The 19,396-nt window shown below is 65.8% G+C and carries 16 protein-coding genes; all 16 read right to left on the reverse strand.

Annotated elements, in window-relative coordinates; translation table 11 throughout:
- Nucleotides 1-205 precede the first annotated feature (205 nt).
- Nucleotides 206-592: a monovalent cation/H(+) antiporter subunit G gene (locus DTS01S_RS10580; RefSeq protein WP_017404730.1), complete on the reverse strand. Its 387-nt coding sequence runs from the start codon at nucleotides 590-592 to the stop codon at nucleotides 206-208.
- Complete coding sequence (locus DTS01S_RS10585) at nucleotides 589-867, reverse strand: K+/H+ antiporter subunit F (protein WP_012206532.1); 279 nt, start codon at nucleotides 865-867, stop codon at nucleotides 589-591. Before DTS01S_RS10585 ends, DTS01S_RS10580 begins: the two co-directional genes overlap by 4 nt.
- Nucleotides 864-1,355, reverse strand: a complete 492-nt coding sequence (locus DTS01S_RS10590; protein WP_016450497.1) for a Na+/H+ antiporter subunit E — start codon at nucleotides 1,353-1,355, stop codon at nucleotides 864-866. Before DTS01S_RS10590 ends, DTS01S_RS10585 begins: the two co-directional genes overlap by 4 nt.
- Entirely contained in the window at nucleotides 1,352-3,148 is a 1,797-nt protein-coding gene (locus DTS01S_RS10595; RefSeq protein ID WP_017404727.1) for a monovalent cation/H+ antiporter subunit D, read from the reverse strand. Before DTS01S_RS10595 ends, DTS01S_RS10590 begins: the two co-directional genes overlap by 4 nt.
- Entirely contained in the window at nucleotides 3,145-3,510 is a 366-nt protein-coding gene (locus DTS01S_RS10600) for a Na+/H+ antiporter subunit C (RefSeq protein WP_016450499.1), read from the reverse strand. Before DTS01S_RS10600 ends, DTS01S_RS10595 begins: the two co-directional genes overlap by 4 nt.
- The gene (locus DTS01S_RS10605) at nucleotides 3,510-6,488 is read right to left on the reverse strand and encodes a monovalent cation/H+ antiporter subunit A (RefSeq protein ID WP_016450500.1); all 2,979 of its coding nucleotides are present in this window, start codon (nucleotides 6,486-6,488) and stop codon (nucleotides 3,510-3,512) included. Before DTS01S_RS10605 ends, DTS01S_RS10600 begins: the two co-directional genes overlap by 1 nt.
- A gap of 139 nt (nucleotides 6,489-6,627) precedes the next feature.
- Entirely contained in the window at nucleotides 6,628-7,029 is a 402-nt protein-coding gene (locus DTS01S_RS10610) for a ComEA family DNA-binding protein (protein WP_016449520.1), read from the reverse strand.
- A 260-nt stretch (nucleotides 7,030-7,289) separates the two neighbouring features.
- A complete protein-coding gene (gene lapB, locus DTS01S_RS10615) occupies nucleotides 7,290-8,465 on the reverse strand; it encodes a lipopolysaccharide assembly protein LapB (RefSeq protein WP_061287693.1) in 1,176 nt (391 codons plus the stop codon).
- The gene (locus DTS01S_RS10620) at nucleotides 8,455-8,772 is read right to left on the reverse strand and encodes a LapA family protein (RefSeq protein WP_017404724.1); all 318 of its coding nucleotides are present in this window, start codon (nucleotides 8,770-8,772) and stop codon (nucleotides 8,455-8,457) included. The genes lapB and DTS01S_RS10620 overlap by 11 nt, the downstream gene beginning before the upstream one ends.
- An 80-nt stretch (nucleotides 8,773-8,852) precedes the next feature.
- Nucleotides 8,853-9,191, reverse strand: a complete 339-nt coding sequence (locus tag DTS01S_RS10625) for an integration host factor subunit beta (protein WP_017404723.1) — start codon at nucleotides 9,189-9,191, stop codon at nucleotides 8,853-8,855.
- Between the two features lie 90 nt (nucleotides 9,192-9,281).
- On the reverse strand, nucleotides 9,282-11,006 hold the full coding sequence (gene rpsA / locus DTS01S_RS10630) for a 30S ribosomal protein S1 (RefSeq protein ID WP_255247313.1): 1,725 nt from the start codon (nucleotides 11,004-11,006) through the stop codon (nucleotides 9,282-9,284).
- 145 nt (nucleotides 11,007-11,151) lie between these two features.
- Nucleotides 11,152-13,179 (reverse strand): bifunctional 3-phosphoshikimate 1-carboxyvinyltransferase/cytidylate kinase, encoded by a 2,028-nt coding sequence (locus DTS01S_RS10635; protein WP_026062204.1) that lies wholly within the window; start codon nucleotides 13,177-13,179, stop codon nucleotides 11,152-11,154.
- Nucleotides 13,180-13,281: 102 nt separating this feature from the next.
- Nucleotides 13,282-14,160, reverse strand: a complete 879-nt coding sequence (locus DTS01S_RS10640) for a prephenate dehydrogenase (RefSeq protein ID WP_016449514.1) — start codon at nucleotides 14,158-14,160, stop codon at nucleotides 13,282-13,284.
- Entirely contained in the window at nucleotides 14,160-15,260 is a 1,101-nt protein-coding gene (gene pheA, locus DTS01S_RS10645) for a prephenate dehydratase (RefSeq protein WP_016454364.1), read from the reverse strand. Before pheA ends, DTS01S_RS10640 begins: the two co-directional genes overlap by 1 nt.
- 18 nt (nucleotides 15,261-15,278) lie before the next feature.
- A complete protein-coding gene (serC, locus tag DTS01S_RS10650) occupies nucleotides 15,279-16,388 on the reverse strand; it encodes a 3-phosphoserine/phosphohydroxythreonine transaminase (RefSeq protein ID WP_016454363.1) in 1,110 nt (369 codons plus the stop codon).
- A gap of 123 nt (nucleotides 16,389-16,511) precedes the next feature.
- The gene (gene gyrA, locus DTS01S_RS10655) at nucleotides 16,512-19,178 is read right to left on the reverse strand and encodes a DNA gyrase subunit A (RefSeq protein WP_061287694.1); all 2,667 of its coding nucleotides are present in this window, start codon (nucleotides 19,176-19,178) and stop codon (nucleotides 16,512-16,514) included.
- Between the last annotated feature and the right edge of the window lie 218 nt (nucleotides 19,179-19,396).

A 19,396-nucleotide genomic window follows, 5' to 3' on the forward strand; every position in this document is an offset into this window, starting at 1 on the left:
CTGTGGCCGTTCCATCAAATACGTTGCCAGCGCAGATGATGACTGCACTATACGCTCACAAACTCATAGCCGCGGGGCTCGCGCACCGGGTGCTTTGGCGCATTGACGCAGCCGTGGGCGAATTCGTATGCTGGACAGTTGGCAGTAGGGCTTTTGCCTGCCGCTGCCTGCCGCATCGGCGGGTATTTTCAGGCCCGATTGCGCTTCAGACGTCCGGGTGTTCGGCCGGCTCGTTGCGCACGACGCTGCTCAGCGGCGGCGGCACGTCCTGGCCTGCACGGCGTGCGCGGAACAGGGCTGCACGCATCAGGAAGATGGTCGTGATGGGAACGGTCACCGAGATGAACACCGCAATCAGCAGCGCATGCACGGCCAGGCTCTGGCCGCTGACGGAAAAGTAGATCCAGGTGGCATGCATGATCAGCCAGCAGCCCATGGTGGCGATGATGGAAGGCGCATGCACGCGCTCGAAATAGCTGTCCAGGCGCCACAGGCCCATGGAGCCCAGAAAGGCGATGATGGCGCCGCCCAGCGCCAGCGCAGCCACCAGGATCTGGCACCACAGCGGCAGCGTGGTGGTTTCCGGCATCATTCGATCACCTCGCCGCGCAGCAGGAACTTGGCCATGGCCGTGGAGCCCACGCAGCCGAACAGCGCAACCAGCAGGGCGGCCTCGAAATAGCTGGTGCTGTCATAGATGATGCCCATCAGCAGCATGGCCAGCATGCCGTTGAGGTACATGCAGTCCAGCGCCAGCACGCGATCCTGGGCGTGCGGGCCCTTGAGCAGGCGCAGCACGGCGCAGCCCATGGCGGCGACCAGCAGGCCCAGCGCGAACATCAAAGTCCAGTGGAACCAGGGCATCATTCGAAAATCTCCATCAGGGGGCGCTCGTAGGAGCGCTTGACGTGCTGGACGATCTCTTCGGGATCATCGACCTCCAGCACATGCAGCATGAGCTGGGAGCGGTCGCGCGAGATCTCGGCCCAGGCCGTGCCGGGCGTGATGCACACGATCATGGCGAGCACGGCCAGGCCGTTGGGGTCGCGCAGTTCCAGCGGGATGCGCACGAAGTTGGCCGGGTGCTTGCGCATGCCTGGAAACAGCATGAACCGCACGACGTTGAAGTTGGACACCGAGGTGTCCCAGACCACGCGCAGCCCCAGGCGCACGATGGTCAGCGGATGGCGCACGCGCACGGGCAAGGGGCGCAGGCCGCGCAGCAGCAGCGGCAGCAACAGGCCCAGCAAGGCGCCCAGCAGGATCTGGCCGCTGCTGAACGAGCGGTTGAGCAGCAGCCACAGCAGGAACAGCGCCACCGACAGCAGCGGCGCGGGCAGCAGGGTTTTCATCATCGGGAATCCTCCTTGCCGGCCGTTGGGCCTGCATCGCCTATGCCTGCGGGCATGGGCGCGCCGCTGGCCTGGGCAGCGGCGCGCGCGGCGCCTTCGGGGCCGGCTTCCAGCCGCGCCTTCTTTTCTGCCGGGCTCGGCTCCGGCTGCGTGCCCATGACGGAGCGCACATAGACATCGGGCGCCAGCAGCGCATCGGCCGCACGCTGCGTGTAGCCCATCAGCTGGCCACCCTGCACGGTGAGCGCCACGCAGCAGGCCAGCAGCACGGCGATGGGCAGGCCTTCGGCCACACGCAGCGAGGGCGAGTTCTGCTCCTCGGTCGCCCAGAAATGGCGTATGCCGGCGCGCACCAGCGACAGCAGGGCGAGCAGTCCCGTGGCGATCATCAGCGCCACCAGCACCCAGCCGGCCCAGCCGGCCTGGAAGCCGCTGGAGTTGCCCAGGCCCAGCGGGTTGAGCAGGGCAGACAGCATGGCGAACTTGCCCACAAAGCCCGAAAGCGGGGGCAGGCCGGTGACCACCAGGGTGGCCAGCATGAAGCTCAGGCCGATGAAGGCGGCCGCTGCGGGAATGGCGCGGCCGATCAGCACCTCTTCGGATTCGTCGAGGTTGAAGCCCTCTGTGGGCAGCAGTTCGGCGTTGAGGAAGGGAGCCTCGTCATCCTCATAGGGCTCGCCCGCATCGTCATCCACGCGCCAGCGGTCCACCACGTCGGCGATCAGAAACAGGGCGCTCACGGCCAGGGTGGAGCTGGGCAGGTAGTACAGCAGCCCGGCCGTCAAGGCGTTCTGGCCAAACCCCGTGGCGGCCAGCAAGGTGCCCGAAGAGAGAACGGCCGCAAAGCCCGCGATATGCGTCAGCCGCTGCGAGCCCAGCATGCCCAGGCCGCCGAAGGCCATGGTCAGCATGCCGCCGACGATCAGCCAGGTGCTGCCGAACAGGGCGGAGGCGCCGGCCTCGGAGCTGAACAGCAGCGTCCACAGCCGCAGCACCACGTAGACGCCCACCTTGGTCATGAGCGCGAACACGGCGCCCACGGGAGCGGTGGCTGCGCTGTAGGCCGGCACCAGCCAGAAGTTCAGCGGCCACATGGCTGCCTTGGTCAGGAAGGCAATGCCCAGGATGGCAGCGGCCGAATGCAGCAGCCCGCGGTCGTCGCTGCTGACCTGGGGGATGGCACGTGCCAGGTCGGCCATGTTCAGCGTGCCGGTCAGGCCGTAGAGCATGGACACGCCGATCAGGAACAGCGACGAGGCTGCAAGATTGATGGCGATGTAGTGCAGGCCCGCCTGGATGCGCGTCCGCCCGGAACCATGCAGGACCAGTCCATAGGAGGCCGCGAGCATGATCTCGAAGAACACGAACAGGTTGAACAGGTCCGCCGTGAGGAAGGCGCCGCTCAGGCCCATCAGCTGAAACTGGAACAGCGAGTGAAAGTGCATCCCCGCGCGGTGCCAGCGGGCGCTGGAGAAGACCAGCGAGGCCAGGGCCACCGTATAGGTCAGCACCAGCATCATGCCGGTCAGGCGGTCCAGTGCCAGCGAGATGCCGAAGGGCATGGGCCAGTTGCCCGGCATGTAGACGCCCAGGTTGACGGGCGCGCCGGCCTGGTCGGTCCACAGCATCAGCATCACGGCCACGCCCAGCCCCATCAGGGTGGATACCAGTCCAAGAGCGAATTTGAGACGCTGGCGCTCTTCGCGCAGCAACAGCATCAGCGCTGCCGAAAGCATGGGCAGCACGATGGGCGCCAGCATCAGGTGCGGCATGAGACGGGCGGTCAGCTCGTTCATGGCATCTCCTGCTCGGTGCGGGAATGGGCTCCGTCCACATGGTCGGTGCCCGTGGTGCCGCGCGAGGCCAGCAGCACCACCAGGAACAGTGCCGTCATGGCAAAGCCGATCACGATGGCCGTGAGCACCAGCGCCTGCGGCATGGGATCCGCATAGTGCGCAAGATCCTGCGGCACGCCGGCGCGCAGCACGGGCTCCTTGTCGATGGCCAGGCCCTGGCGGCCCATGCTGAAGATGAACAGGTTGACTGCGTAAGACAGCAGGGCCAGGCCCATGATGACCTGGTAGGTGCGTGGGCGCAGCAGCAGCCACACGCCCGAGCCCGTCAGTACGCCGATGGCAATGGCAAGCACGACTTCCATCAGAAACCTCCTCGTGCAAGCGCTGCAGCGGTGGCCTGCTGCACGGCGGCTTCGGCCTCTTCGGCCTGTTGCTGCTGCTCCTCCAGCAGACGGGCGTGGTAGCGGTGGCTGCGCACCGATTGGTGGGCGATGGCCGTCAGAATGAGCATGGTCGCGCCGACCACCAGCGAGAACACACCGATGTCGAAGAACAGGGCACTGGCGAGATGCACGTCGCCGACGACTGGCAGGGTCATATGGAAGGTGTGGCTGGTGAGAAAGGGATAGCCGGCCACGATGGAGCCCATGCCGGTACCCAGTGCGAACAGCAGGCCGACACCGATCCATCGGCGCGGGAAGATCGGCAGGTGGGCCTCGACCCACTGCGTGCCTGAGATGATGTACTGCATCAGCAAGGCGACCGAGAACACCAGGCCGGCCACGAAGCCGCCGCCGGGCTCGTTGTGGCCACGCATGAAGATGTAGACGGAAACCAGGGCGGCAAACGGCAGCAGCAGCCGCACCAGCACGGCGGGCACCATCAGGTAGCCCACGGCCGTATCGCCTGCGTTGCGCGGATTGAACAGATCGGTCTGCAGGTCGCCAGGCATGTAGCGCTGCTGCTCGGGCAGGTCCAGCGTCTCGCGGGCCGGGCGAAAGCGCCTGAGCAGCGCATAGACGACCAGGGCCACGATGCCCAGCACCACGATCTCGCCGAAGGTGTCGAAGCCCCGGAAGTCCACCAGCATGACGTTGACCACATTGGTGCCGCCGCCGTCGCTGAGCGCATGTTCCAGGAAGAAGGTGGAGGCCCCGTCATAGAAGGGGCGGCTCATCATGGCGAAGGCCAGCCAGGCCATGCCGCCACCTGCAACCAGCGACAGCAGCAGGTCACGCATGCGGCGCGAGCGGGCGCGCAGCTCGGCGGACAGCACGGGAATGTGCAGGCTTTTGTCGCGCTTGGGCATCCAGCGCAGGCCCAGCAGCATCAGCACCGTGGTGGCGACCTCGACGACCAGCTGGGTCAGCGCCAGGTCAGGCGCCGAGAACCACAGGAAGGTCAGGCAGGTGCACAGCCCGGCGCCGCCCAGCATGATCAGCGCCGTCAGCCGGTGGTACTTGGCCTTCCAGGCCGTACCCAGGGCGCAGAGAATGCCCACGGCCCACAGCATCACGAAGGCGGGCGACAGCGGCAGCATGCTCCGGTCTCCAAGCTTGATGCCTTGCAGCCACAGCGGCAGAACGCCCGCCAGCACGGCGGTGCAGACCAGCCACAGCATCTGCCACTGCAGGCGCATGGTGGACAGGCGCCGGCGCGACCAGCGGCCCAGCAGGGACAGGCGGGCCAGCAGGTTCTCGAAAACACGCTGGCCGCTGAGCGTGCCCACCAGCGGCGCGGTATCCATATGGCCGGCCTGGCGCTGCCAGCGCAGCAGCATGTACAGCAGGATGCCGCCAATCAACGCCACAAGGCTCATGATCAAGGGCATGTTCCAGCCGTGCCAGATGGCCAGGCTGTACTCGGGCAGGTCGCCGCCGACCACGGGCGTGGCGGCCGCTGCGAGAAAGCTGCCCACGGCCCACGCCGGCAGCATGCCCACCACCAGGCAGGCCAGCACCAGCAGCTCGACGGGCACGCGCATCCAGTGCGGAGGCTCGTGCGGGTCGTGCGGCAGGTCGGTGGCCTTGGGGCCGAAGAAGACGTCGATGGTGAAGCGCAGCGAATAGGCCACGCTGAACATGCCCGCCACCGTGGCGGCCACCGGCAAGGCCGTGCGCACCCAGGGAGCGGCATCCAGGTAGACGGTCTCGGCGAAGAACATCTCCTTGGACAGGAAGCCGTTGAGCAGCGGTACGCCCGCCATGGCCGCACTGGCCACGCAGGCCAGCGTGGCCGTGATGGGCATCATGTGCCGCAGGCCGGAGAGGCGGCGGATGTCGCGCGTGCCGCTTTCATGGTCGACGATGCCCGCGGCCATGAACAGCGAGGCCTTGAAGGTCGCGTGGTTCATGATGTGGAACACCGCAGCCACGGCGGCCAGCTTGCTGTTCAGGCCCAGCAGCAGCGTGATCAGGCCCAGGTGGGAAATCGTCGAATAGGCCAGCAATCCCTTGAGATCGTGCTGGAACATGGCCAGATAGCCGCCGATGAGCAGGGTTGCCGCGCCGGCTCCGCCCACCAGCCAGAACCAGGCATCGGTATCGCCCAGCACGGGCCACATGCGCGCCAGCAGGAACACGCCGGCCTTGACCATGGTGGCGGAGTGCAGATAGGCCGACACCGGCGTGGGCGCGGCCATGGCGTGCGGCAGCCAGAAGTGGAAGGGGAACTGCGCACTCTTGGTCAGCGCGCCCAGCAGGATCAGCACCAGGGCGATCAGGTACAGCTGGTGGTCACGCACCTGCTGGCCGGCGATGAGCACGTTGTCCAGGTCATAGCTGCCCACGATGTGGCCCAGCACCAGCATGCCGGCCAGCATGGCCAGGCCGCCTGTGCCCGTCACCGTCAGCGCCATGCGCGCGCCGCGGCGTGCATCCTTGCGATGGTGCCAGTATCCGATCAGAAGAAAGGAGAAGAGGCTGGTCAGCTCCCAGAAGAAGGCAATCTGGATGATGTTGCCCGACAGCACCACGCCCGCCATCGCGCCCATGAAGGCCAGAAAGAAAGAGAAAAAGCGCGGCACTGGATCGGCCGGCGACATGTAGTAGCGCGCATACAGCACGACCAGCGAGCCTATGCCCAGCACCAGCATGCAGAACATCCAGGCAAAGCCGTCCATGCGGATCACCAGGTTCAGTCCCAGTGCCGGCAGCCACTCGATCTCCTGGCGCAGCACTTCCCCATCGGCGATCTGTGGAAACAGCAATGCGGTCTGTATGGCACAGCCCAATGCGATCACGCCGGCCAGAGTCGACTCCGTATTGCGCGCATTGGCGGGCAGCATTGCGGCAATCAGGCTGCCGATGAAGGGTAGGAGTATGAGGGTGATCAGGGGCATGGGCGGTCCATTTTACGGGCAAGGTTTTTTGCTTCGCTATGAAAACCTGAGCATGTTTCAGGCTATGGCCGCGCATACCCCGAGGGTCGTACGCATGAAAAACCCGCCGAAGCGGGTTGGATAGAGACAGTTCGCGTCTTCAGGAGGCCGAGCCGGCCTTGGCTGGAGTGGCCGGCTTTGCCGCCTGCTCCTTGGTCGGCTTGGCGCCCTGGGCCGCCGTGTCCTTGCCCCCCTTGGCCGCAGTGTCCTTGGCATCAGGCTTGGCGCTGTGGCCTTTGTAGCTGCTGCCGTTGACAGTCAGGCCTTCGCCCGAAAACTTGGTGGCGGTCGGTTCGGCCACACCCTTGACCCGTGCGATGAAGTCGGGCCAGTCCTTGAAGGGGGCGGATTTGCGTTCCTCGAGAATGCGTGCCGACATGGCCGGGCCTATGCCCTTGATGGATGTCAGTTCGGCTTCATTCGCCTTGTTGGCTTCCACAGCGGCCAAAGCCATCACGGACCACAGCAGCGCAATGAAGCCAGCCATCAATTTTCTGAACATACAAACCTCCTGATCCCTCAATGTTGAGGGCCGCAACATTGCGACCCAGAAGCATCTTATGCAGGCCTCTGGCGTGCCGCCAGGCAGTCGCGGGCTCCAGGAGGCCGGCGCAGGCACGGCCGCACGCGCCCAAAGCCAATGGCCACGCGCCCTCCAGGGCGGTTTCTAGGAATACTCTGAAAATACACTGGCCATGCCGTGTTTGCCAATGGGGGTGACGCGGTGCCGGGGATAAGGCCGCCTTTCGCCATCCCAGCCCATCACAGCTCCTCGACGCGCCGGGCCGGGTAGCTGTCCCAGCTCTGGCAGCCGGGGCAGTGCCAGAAATGCTGGCGCGCCTCGAAGCCGCAGGCCGCGCAGCGGTAGCGGGTCAGCGGTTTGGCGGCGTGGTCCAGCGCGCGTTGCACGGCTGGGTGGTATTGCTCCTCGGACAGTTTCTCGCCAGCCAGCCACTGCGCAGCAGCCACCAGGGAAGGTTCCCGGTCCAGATGCTGGACCAGGCGGGCGCGTCCCGGTGCCTTGGTTTCACCATCGGTGCGCTGTTCTTCAATTTGAGCGTCCAGCGCAACCAGCGCCTGCAGCAGGTCCAGCGAAGGTGCCTGGGTGTATTGCTGGCTGAGCAGCTGGTGGACATGCTGGTGTTGGCCTGCGGCGGCGGCGATGTCCACCAGCAACTGGGCTGCCAGCGGCAGCGCGGCGGGGGATTGCTCGGCCAGGCTTTCCAGCGTTTGCAAGGCCTGGGCCGATTGCCCCATGCGATGCTGCAGCTGGGCATGCTCCAGGCGCGGTCGCGCAGCCTGGGGGGCTGTGGTGATGGCTTGCTGCAGCCGCTGCAGCGCCTCGGCCTGCTGGCCCTGCGTGAGCAAGGACTGGGCGTCTTCGCACAGGTAGTGCGCCAGCCGGCCACTGAAGTCCCCCTGGTTGGCATCCTGCATGCGGCGAGCAATGGCGGCGGCCTGTGTCCAGTCGCGCGAGCGCTCGTAGATGGCCAGCAGGGCCAGGCGGGCCTCGGCCTCGAAGGCCGTGCCTTCCAGGCGGCGCAGCGCGTCCTCGGCGCGATCGAGCAGGCCTGCCTTCAGAAAGTCCTGGGCCAGCGCGTGCTGGGCGCGGTCGCGGTCCACGCGGCTGAGGTCGCCGCGCGACAGCAGGTGCTCATGCACGCGCACGGCGCGGTTGTATTCGCCGCGGCGGCGAAAGAGATTGCCCAGGGCGAAGTGCAACTCCGAGGTGTCGGGGTCGTTCTGCACGGCTTCGATGAAGGCGTCGATGGCCTTGTCCTGCTGCTCGTTGAGCAGGAAGTTCAATCCCTTGAAGTAGGCCTTGGGTGCCTGGCGGTTTTCGGCGCGGATCTGCCGCAGGTCCCAGCGCGAGGCCAGCCAGCCCAGCACGAAGGCCACGGGCAGGCCCAGCAGTATCCAGCTCAGATCAAATTCCATGCACGTCGCCCGGCAGGATGGGGGAGGGGGGCGCCTTGGGCGCCGTGGCTGGCGCCGCTCCTTCGGCTGCAGGCGCGGTGACCTGGGTCGAGCGCGCGGCATTGCGGTGCTTGAGCCAGCGCGGCACCATGCCCAGCACGCCCACGATCAGGCCCAGGGCGAAGGCCGCCAGCACCACCAGTACCAGCGGCGCAGTCCAGGAGGTGCCGAAGAAGAAGTGCACCGTCGCGTCCTGCTGATTGTTCAGTGCGAAGGCGAACAGCGTAAAAAAAATGGCCGCCTTGAGCAGCCACAGGAAGTACTTCATGTGTTCCCTTGTGTGACGGGAACGATTCTAGAGCCTGGCGGTGACGACGGCTGCAGTGCGAGCAGCCGGCAAGCCGGCTTTCAGGCGGCAGGGCCGGTGCCTGCGGAGCTGGCGGCAACCGTGTCGGGCGCCGCGCCGGGGCGCAGGTCCACGGCTTCGCGCAGGGCCTTGCCGGGCTTGAAGTGCGGCACGCGCTTGGACGGAATGTGGACGGCCTCGCCACTGCGGGGATTGCGGCCCATGCGGGGCGGGCGGTGGTTGACCGAGAAACTTCCAAAGCCGCGGATTTCGATGCGATGGCCGCGCACCAGGGCATCGCTGACGGCGTCAAGAATCGTCTTGACGGCCTGCTCGGCGTCGCGCTGGCTCAGTTGGCCAAAGCGTGCTGCGAGTTCTTCGACGAGATCGGATCGGGTCATCAAGGATAGGAATCAGGGGTTGAAATGGCGACGGGCGCCCGGAGGCACCCGTCGCATCCGACCTTCAGCGGTCAGCAGACTGGCTGCTGATTACTTGTCGGAGTTGTCCAGCTTGGCGCGCAGCAGGGCGCCCAGGCTGGTCGTGCCGGCGTTTTCCTTGGCCGACTGGGCGGACAGGGAAGCCATGGCTTCTTGCTGGTCAACCTGGTCCTTGGCCTTGATCGACAGCTGGATGTTGCGGGTCTTGCGATCCACATTGACCACCACGGCGGTGATCTCGTCGCCTTCCTTCAGCACCGAGCGGGCATCTTCCACGCGGTCCACGGCGATTTCCGAAGCGCGCAGGTAGCCGACGATGTCTTCGCCCAGGTCGATTTCAGCACCGCGTGCGTCCACCGTCTTGACCTTGCCCGACACGATCTGGCCCTTGTCGTTCACGGTCACGAAGGTCGTGAAGGGATCGCTGTCCAGCTGCTTGATGCCCAGGGAGATGCGCTCGCGCTCGACGTCCACGGCCAGCACGATGGCTTCGACTTCCTGGCCCTTCTTGTAGTTGCGCACGGCAGCTTCGCCGGGCTCGTTCCAGGACAGGTCGGACAGGTGCACCAGGCCGTCGATACCGGCAGCCAGGCCCACGAACACGCCGAAGTCGGTGATCGACTTGATCGGGCCCTTGACGCGGTCGCCGCGCTTGGTGTTCTGCGCGAACTCTTGCCAGGGGTTGGCCTTGCACTGCTTCATGCCCAGCGAGATGCGACGCTTGTCTTCGTCGATCTCCAGCACCATGACTTCGACTTCGTCACCCAGGGTCACGAGCTTGGTCGGAGCAATGTTCTTGTTGGTCCAGTCCATTTCGGAGACGTGCACCAGGCCTTCGATGCCGGGTTCCAGCTCGACGAACGCGCCGTAGTCGGCAATGTTCGTGACCTTGCCGAACAGGCGGGTGCTCGAGGGGTAGCGGCGCGAAACGCCCATCCACGGGTCGTCGCCCATTTGCTTCAGACCCAGCGAGACACGGTTCTTCTCGGTGTCGAACTTGAGGATCTTGGCCGTGATTTCCTGGCCAGCCTGCACGACTTCCGAGGGATGACGCACGCGGCGCCATGCCATGTCGGTGATGTGCAGCAGGCCGTCGATGCCGCCCAGGTCCACGAACGCACCGTATTCGGTGATGTTCTTGACCACGCCTTGAACGATGGCGCCTTCCTTCAGCGTCTCCATCAGCTTGGCGCGCTCTTCGCCCATCGAGGCTTCGACCACGGCGCGGCGGCTCAGCACCACGTTGTTGCGCTTGCGGTCCAGCTTGATGACCTTGAACTCCATCGTCTTGTTTTCGTACGGAGTCAGGTCCTTGATCGGACGGGTGTCGATCAGCGAACCGGGCAGGAAGGCGCGGATGCCGTTGACCAGCACCGTCAGGCCGCCCTTGACCTTGCCGGAGGTCGTGCCGGTCACGAATTCGCCCGATTCCAGGGCCTTTTCCAGAGCCAGCCACGAGGCCAGGCGCTTGGCGGTGTCGCGCGACAGGATGGTGTCGCCGTAGCCGTTTTCGATCGAGCCGATGGCGACCGACACAAAGTCGCCCACCTGGACTTCGATTTCTCCCTGGTCGTTCTTGAATTCGTCGATCGGCACATAGGCTTCCGACTTCAGGCCAGCGTTCACGACGACGAAGTTGTGCTCGACGCGCACGACTTCAGCGGTGATGACCTCGCCAGGACGCATTTCCGTGCGTTGCAGCGATTCTTCAAACAGGGAGGCAAAAGATTCAGACATGTATTTCCTTGCCCGCAAACAGGTTTCCGTTGGCACCATTGCCAAGCGTTTCTAGGACTGTTTGCGGAGGTGTTGTGGGTTCAACCACGGGGTTGGAGTCTATGAACCTCGGGCCGTACACGGGGCGGTGCCGCCATGTCTGGGCCCTGAGGGCGGGTTGCCGACCGTGCGGCGCAACTGGCAATCAGTCGCGGCCGAACGGCTGGCGTTCCTGCCACCATGAAAGCACCTGCTCTGCCACCTCTTCGATGGAAAGCTCGGAGCTGTCAAGCAGCATGGAATCCTGGGCGGGCTTGAGGGGTGCAACGCTGCGGTTCATGTCCCGCGCATCGCGTGCTTCAAGGTCTGCCCGAAGGGCGCTTATGTTAGCGGCAATTCCTTTGGAAATCAACTGCTTATGCCGGCGCTCGGCGCGACAGGCGGCGGAGGCCGACAAATAGACCTTGAGGGGAGCATGGGGAAAGATCACCGTGCCCATGTCGCGGCCGTCGGCGACCAGCCCCGGCAGCTGCTGGAAGGACAGCTGCAGGTCCACCAGTGCATCGCGCACGGCCGGCAGGGCCGAGACGCGCGAGGCGTTCATGCCCGACTCCTCGCTGCGCAGGATCAGGGTGACATCCTCGTCGCCCAGCCAGATGCGCTGCTCGGCATCAAAGCGCACGGGCAGCGCGCGCGCCAGCGCGGCAATCTGCGGGGCGTGGGATTCGTCCAGCACCATGCCGGCCCGCGACGCGGCCAGTCCTGTGAGGCGGTACAGCGCGCCCGAGTCCAGCAGGTGGTAGCCCAGGGCCTCGGCCACCTCGGCGGCGATGGTTCCTTTGCCGGAGGCGGTGGGGCCATCGATGCAGATCACGGGGATGCGGGCACGGGCGGTCTCGCAGACCGAGAACAGGGCCTCGAAGTAGTCGGGGAAGGTCTTGGCGACGCACTTGGGGTCTTCGATGCGCACCGGCAGGGCGGCCGGGTTGAAGGCCGCCAGCGAGAAGCACATGGCCACGCGGTGATCGTCGTAGGTGTGGATGCTGGCCGCGCGCCATGCGGCGGTGGATGCGGGTGGTGTGACGCGGATGAAGTCCACGCCTTCCTCGACTTCGGCGCCCAGCTTGCGCAGCTCCTTGGTCATGGCCGCGATGCGGTCGGTCTCCTTGACGCGCCAGCTTGCGATGTTGCGCAGCGTGGTCGTGCCATCGGCATGCAGGGCCATGACGGCCAGCGTCATGGCGGCATCGGGGATGTGGTTGCAGTCCAGGTCGATGGCCTTGAGCGGCCAGGCGCCGCGGCGGATGCGCAGCCAGTTCGGGCCTCCCTCCACCTCGGCGCCCATGGCGCGCGCGGCTTCGACAAAGCGGATATCGCCCTGGATGGAATCCAGTCCCACGCCGAGGATGCGGATGCCTTCGGCGCTGTCCGAGGCGATGGCGCCCAGTGCGATGAAGTAGCTGGCCGACGAGGCGTCTGCCTCGACATGGATCTCGCCCGGCGAGCGGTAGCGACTGCCGGCCGGGATGGTGAAGCGCTGCCAGTTCTCGTTGTGCACGGCGATGCCGAAGCGGGCCAGCAACTCCAGCGTGATATGGATGTAGGGCTTGGAGATCAGCTCGCCCACGACTTCGATGGTGATGTCGCGCGTGGTGGCCAGCAGCGGCAGTGCCATCAGCAGCGAGGTCAGGAACTGGCTGGAGACATCGCCACGCACCTGGATGGGGCTGTGCGGCAGCTGCGAGAAATCGGGCTGGCGGATGTGCAGCGGAGGAAAGCCCTCGTTGCCCAGATAGTCGATGCGGCAGCCGAGCTGGCGCAGCGCATCGACCAGATCGCCGATGGGGCGCTCATGCATGCGCGGCACGCCGCTGAGTTGGAAGTCGCCGCCCAGCACGGACAGGGCAGCCGTCAGCGGCCGCATGGCCGTGCCGGCGTTGCCCATGAACAGCTCGGCACTGGCGCCGGAGGGCAGGGCGCCGCCCAGGCCGGTGATGCGCACAGGCTGGCCGAGGGTGATGGCGGTGGGCTCCACCGTGCAGCCCAGTTGCTGCAGGGCCCGGAGCATGACGCGCGTGTCGTCCGAGTCAAGCAGGTCGTGGACCACGGTCGTGCCCTGGCTCAGCGCTGCCAGCAGCAGCACGCGGTTCGAGATGCTCTTGGAGCCTGGCAGGCTCACCGTGCCCTGAGCGCGGGAAAGAGGGGGGATATCGAGGAAGGCGGTACTGAACATGGCAATTCGGAGGCAAACAGGCTGTCGGAAGGCATTGCGGCCGCGCTGGCCGCAATCCACAGATGCGCTCGGGGGCGCTTGGAGCGCGGCCGGCGTTGCGCGTCAGCGGCGCGGTACGCCCATGCGCCAGTGGGCACGCGCCGCGCTGGCCAGGGTCAGGTGGTCTTCCAGGCCTTGGCCGTCGCCGGCCTGGATCAGGCATTCGAGTTGCTGCAGCGCCTGCTGGAACTGGCGCGACTGCGCCAGCACCTGTTCGCTGTTGGCCAGCAGCACATCGCGCCACATCTTGGGGTCGCCTGCTGCAATGCGCGTGAAGTCACGGAAGCCGGGGCCGGCCAGGGACAGCACCTCATCGGAATCGGGCTGGGTGATCACGCTTTGCATCATGGCGAAGGCCAGCAGATGCGGCAGGTGGCTGACCGTGGCAAAGGCGCTGTCGTGGGCTTCTGGCGACATGGCGCGCACGCGGCAGCCCAGCAGCTCCCACAGGGACTGGGCCTTTTGCAGGTGCTCGGTCAGTGTGCGTTCCGTGGGCGTCAGGATGACCTGTGCGCCCTTGTACAGCTGGGGGTCGGAATGCTCGACGCCCGAGACTTCCTTGCCCGCAATGGGGTGGGCCGGCACGAAGGAGCCGAGCTGGTCGCGCAATGCCGAGCGGGCGGCATGCACCACATCGACCTTGGTGGAGCCCACGTCCATGATCATCATCCCGGGCGTGACCAGGTGCTTGATGGACTTGAGCGTGGCCTCGGTGGCCGCCACGGGCACCGCCAGCAGCACCAGGTCTGCGCCGGCGGCGGCCAGCAGGGCCGAGGGTGCCTCCACATCGATGACGCCCATCTGGCGTGCGCGCTCGGTGGTGGACGGGGATTTGCTGTAGCCCACGACACGCTTGACCAGCCCGGCCTGCTTGAGCGCCAGCGCGAACGAGCCGCCCATGAGGCCGCAGCCGATCAACCCCAGTTGTTCGAACGGCTGCATCACTTGGAGACCGGATAGGTGCCCAGCACCTTGTAGAAGGCGCACAGCTCGCGCAGCTCCTGCAGCGCGCTGGCCACGTTGGGCTGGGCCGGGTGGCCTTCGAGGTCGATGTAGAAGTAGTACTCCCACTGGCCGGTGCGTGCGGGGCGCGATTCGAAGCGCGTCATGGAGACGCCGTGCCGCTTGAGCGGTACCAGCAGGTCATGCACGGCGCCGGGACGGTTGGGCACGGAGATGATGATGCTGGTGCAATCCTGCCCGCTGGGTGCGGGCGTCGCCAGCGTGTGCGGCAGGCAGATGACGGCGAAGCGCGTGCGGTTGTAGGCATCGTCCTGAATGGCATGCGCCACCACGTGCAGGCCGAATTGCTGGGCCGCGCGTTCGCTGGCCAGGCCGGCGATGTCGGGGTGCAGCGCCGCCAGGCGGGCGCCTTCGGCGTTGCTGGACACCGGGCGGCGTTCGGCATGTGGCAGATGCTTGGACAGCCAGCCCTGACATTGGGCCAGGGCCTGGGGGTGAGCCGCAACCACCTTGATGCCTTCGGTCGTGTTGGTGCTGCGCAGCAGGTTGTGGCGCACCAGCAGGCTGACCTCTCCCACCACGTGGCAGGGCGTATGCAGGAACATGTCCAGCGAGCGCGTGACCACGCCTTCGTTGGAGTTCTCCACGCCCACCACTCCGTACTGCGCGCTGCCCGCGGCCGTGGCGTGGAAGACCTCGTCGAAGCTGTTGCAGTACATCAGGTCGGCCGCGCCGCCGAAGTACTGGATGGCCGCTTCCTCGCAGAACGTGCCCGCCGGGCCCAGCACGGCCACGCGCTGGGGTGACTCCAGCGCCAGGCAGGCCGACATGATCTCGCGCCAGATGGCCGAGACATGGGCGTTCTTGAGCGGGCCGGGGTTGGCGGACTCGATCTTCTGGATGACCTGGGCCACGCGGTCAGGGCGGAAGAAGGGCGTGCCTTCCCGCTTCTTGACCTCGCCGACCTGCTCGGCCACGCGGGCGCGTCGGTTCAGCAGATCCAGCAGTTGCTGGTCGATATCGTCGATCTGCACGCGCAGATGCGCCAGATCGGGAGAGGCTTGGGGTGGGGTGCTCATGGAAGGGGGTGTGGTCGGTCAGGCGTTGCGCTGTTCGAATTCGCGCATGTACTCCACCAGCGCCTGCACGCCAGCGATGGGCATGGCGTTGTAGATGCTGGCACGCATGCCGCCGACGGACTTGTGGCCCTTGAGCTGCAGCAGGCCGCGTTCCCGGGCTCCGGCCAGGAAGGCGTCATTGCGCGACTCGTCGCGCAGGAAGAAAGGGATGTTCATGCGCGAGCGGCAATTGGCAGCGACCTTGTTTACGTAGAACGAGGACTGGTCCACGTACTGGTAGAACAGGTCGGCCTTGGCGATATTGCGCGCCTGCAGGGCCGCCACGCCGGTCAGGCCGCCTTCGGTCTGGCGCTTGATCCACTGGAAGGTCAGGCCCGCGATGTAGATGCCCCAGGTGGGCGGCGTGTTGTACATCGACTGGTTGTCGGCCACGGTCTTGTAGTCGAAAGCCGAAGGGCAGGCGGGCAGGGCGTGGCCCAGCAGGTCCTCACGCACGATGACCAGGGTCAGGCCGGCCGGGCCCAGGTTCTTTTGCGCACCGCCGAACGCCAGGCCCACGCGGCTCCAATCGACGGGGCGCGAGGCCACGTGCGAGGAGAAATCCACCACCAGCGGAGCATCGCAGCCCAGCGCCTTCAGGTCGGGCAGTTCCTGGAACTCCACGCCATGGATGGTTTCGTTGCTGCAGATGTGCACGTAGCTGGCGCCACGGCTCAGTTGCCAGCTTTCAGGGGCGGGCAGGGTGGTGAATTGGCTGTCCTCGCCGCTGGCTGCGATGTGTGCATCGGCCACGTACTTGCGTGCTTCCTTGGCCGACTTCTGGCTCCAGCTGCCGCTGAGCACGAAGTCCACCGTGCCGGCGCGTGATAGGTTCAGCGGAACGATGGCGTTCTCGGCCAGGCCGCCGCCCTGCATGAACAGAATCTTGAATTCGGGCGGCACGGCCAGCAGCTCGCGCAGATCGGCCTCGGCCTGTTCGTAGATGGAGATGAACTCCTTGCCGCGGTGGCTCATCTCCATCACGCTCATGCCGGACCCGTGCCAGTCGAGCATTTCGGCGGCTGCCTGCTGCAGCACTTCGGCGGGAATGGCGGCAGGGCCGGCGGAGAAGTTGTAAGGGCGGTTCATGGAGTTCACTGTCAAGTCACGCGCAGGCGCCAGTTCGGGCGGGGCCTGCAACTGTCAAAAATCTGGGCCGCCGCTACGGCTGCGCTCCCGGTGTGGGAGGCAGCCCCAGCGGCGGCCGGGTCATCAGGCGGGCTCGCCCGTGCCTTCGGCAGCGGCTTCGTCGCCGCCCGGGGCTTCCTCGCCTGTGGCCTCGCCCTCGACCTCGTTGGCATCGTTTTCGACGATGCGCTGCAGGCCGCCCAGCTTGGCGCCTTCGTCCAGCGAGATCAGCGTCACGCCCTGGGTGGCTCGGCCCAGCTCGCGGATTTCCGACACCCGGGTACGCACCAGCACGCCAGTGTCGGTGATCAGCATGATTTCGTCATCGGCGTGGACCAGGGTGGCGGCGACCACCTTGCCGTTGCGCTCGGACTGCTGGATGGCGATCATGCCCTTGGTGCCTCGGCCATGGCGCGTGTACTCGACGATGGAGGTGCGCTTGCCGTAGCCGTTTTCCGTGGCCGTGAGCACGCTTTGCGATTCGTCCTCGGCCACCAGCATCGCGATCACGCTCTGGTCCTCTTCCAGGGTCATGCCCTTGACGCCACGCGCATTGCGGCCCATGGGGCGCACGTCGTTTTCGTCGAATCGAACGGCCTTGCCGCCGTCGCTGAACAGCATCACGTCATGCTTGCCGTCGGTGAGGGCTGCGCCGATCAGGAAGTCGCCCTCGTCCAGGCCCACGGCGATGATGCCGGCCTTGCGCGGGTTGGAGAACTCGTCCAGCGCCGTCTTCTTCACGGTGCCCATGCTGGTGGACATGAACACATAGTGGTCGGCCGGGAAGCTGCGGTACTCGCCCGTCAGCGGCAGCACCACGTTGATCTTCTCGCCATCCTGCAGAGGGAACATGTTGACGATGGGGCGGCCACGCGAACCGCGCGAGCCCGCCGGCACTTCCCAGACCTTGAGCCAGTACAGGCGGCCGCGGTTGGAGAAGCACAGCAGGTAGTCGTGCGTGTTGGCGATGAACAGCTGGTCGATCCAGTCGTCTTCCTTGGTGGCCGTGGCCTGCTTGCCGCGCCCGCCGCGCTTTTGCGAGCGGTACTCGGACAGCGGCTGGCTCTTGATGTAGCCCGTGTGGCTGAGCGTGACCACCATGTCGGTGGGCGTGATCAGGTCCTCGGTGGACAGGTCCTGCGCGCTGTACTCGACCGTGCTGCGGCGGGCGCCGACCTTGCTCTGTCCGAACTCGGCCTTGATCTGCTTGAGCTCGTCGCCAATGATGGCCGACACGCGCTCGGGCTTGGACAGGATGTCCAGCAGGTCCTCGATGATGGACATCACGTCCTTGTACTCGGCGACGATCTTGTCCTGCTCCAGGCCGGTCAGGCGCTGCAGGCGCATCTGCAGGATTTCCTGGGCCTGGGTCTCGGACAGGCGGTACAGGCCATCGGCCTGCATGCCGAATTCGCGTTCCAGGCCATCGGGGCGGTAGTCGTCGGCATTGACCACGCCGCCATCGGTACGGGTGCGCGTCAGCATCTCGCGCACCAGCTTGCTGTCCCAGTTGCGCGTCATCAGCTCGGCCTTGGCCACAGGTGGCGTGGGCGCGTTGCGGATGATGGCGATGAAGTCGTCGATGTTGGCCAGCGCGACCGCCAGGCCTTCCAGCACATGGCCGCGCTCGCGCGCCTTGCGCAGTTCATAGACCGTGCGGCGCGTGACCACTTCGCGGCGGTGCTGCAGGAAGACCTCGACCAGATCCTTCAGATTGCACAGCTTGGGCTGGCCATCGACCAGCGCCACCATGTTCATGCCGAAGGTGTCTTGCAGCTGGGTCAGCTTGTACAGGTTGTTGAGCACGACCTCGGGCACTTCGCCGCGCTTGAGCTCGATCACCAGGCGCATGCCCGACTTGTCGGACTCGTCCTGGATGTGGCTGATGCCCTCGATCTTCTTCTCGTGCACCAGCTCGGCCATGCGCTCCTGCAGCGTCTTCTTGTTGACCTGGTAGGGCAGCTCATCGACGATGATGGCCTGGCGCTGGCCGCGGTCGATGTCCTCGAAGTGGCACTTGGCACGCATCACCACGCGTCCGCGACCCGTGCGATAGCCCTCCTTGACACCGTTGATGCCATAGATGATGCCGGCCGTCGGGAAGTCGGGCGCGGGGATGATCTCCATCAGCTCGTCGATGGTGGCCTGGGGCGTCTGCAGCAGGTGCAGGCAGGCGTCCACCACCTCGTTGAGGTTGTGCGGTGGAATATTGGTGGCCATGCCCACGGCAATGCCCGAGGAACCGTTGACCAGCAGATTGGGCAGCCGCGCAGGCAGCACCAGCGGCTCGCGCTCGCTGCCGTCGTAGTTCGGGCCGTAATCGACCGTTTCCTTGTCGATATCGCCCAGCATTTCATGGGCAATCTTGGACAGGCGGATTTCGGTGTAACGCATCGCCGCCGCGCTGTCCCCGTCCACCGAACCGAAGTTGCCCTGACCGTCCACCAGCATGTGGCGCAGCGAGAAATCCTGCGCCATGCGCACGATGGTGTCGTACACCGCACTGTCGCCGTGCGGGTGGTATTTACCGATCACATCACCGACGATACGCGCCGACTTCTTGTACGGCCGGTTCCAGTCGTTGTTGAGCTCGTGCATGGCAAAAAGCACGCGCCGATGCACAGGCTTGAGACCATCTCGCGCATCGGGCAGCGCCCGGCCCACGATCACGCTCATTGCGTAATCGAGATAGCTGCGACGCATCTCCTCTTCGAGGCTGATGGGCAGGGTTTCTTTAGCAAACTGGGTCATGTGTGGCGATACTCTGACGGCGGGAAAAGGCCCATTTTAGGTCGAATGACGTGTAGCAGCCGAGCAACATAACCCTGGAATTCCGCCGCTGTCCTACTTGTTGGCCCCCGCTTGGCGGTCCGTCTGCATGTGACGTATGGCACAATCAATTCAACGTTTTTGGTGATGGTCACTGATGACGTCCACAGATTCGCAGCCCTGCTGCGGCTTTTTCCCCA

Source organism: Delftia tsuruhatensis NBRC 16741, from assembly GCF_001571325.1.
In the GTDB taxonomy this organism is placed as follows: domain Bacteria; phylum Pseudomonadota; class Gammaproteobacteria; order Burkholderiales; family Burkholderiaceae_C; genus Comamonas; species Comamonas tsuruhatensis.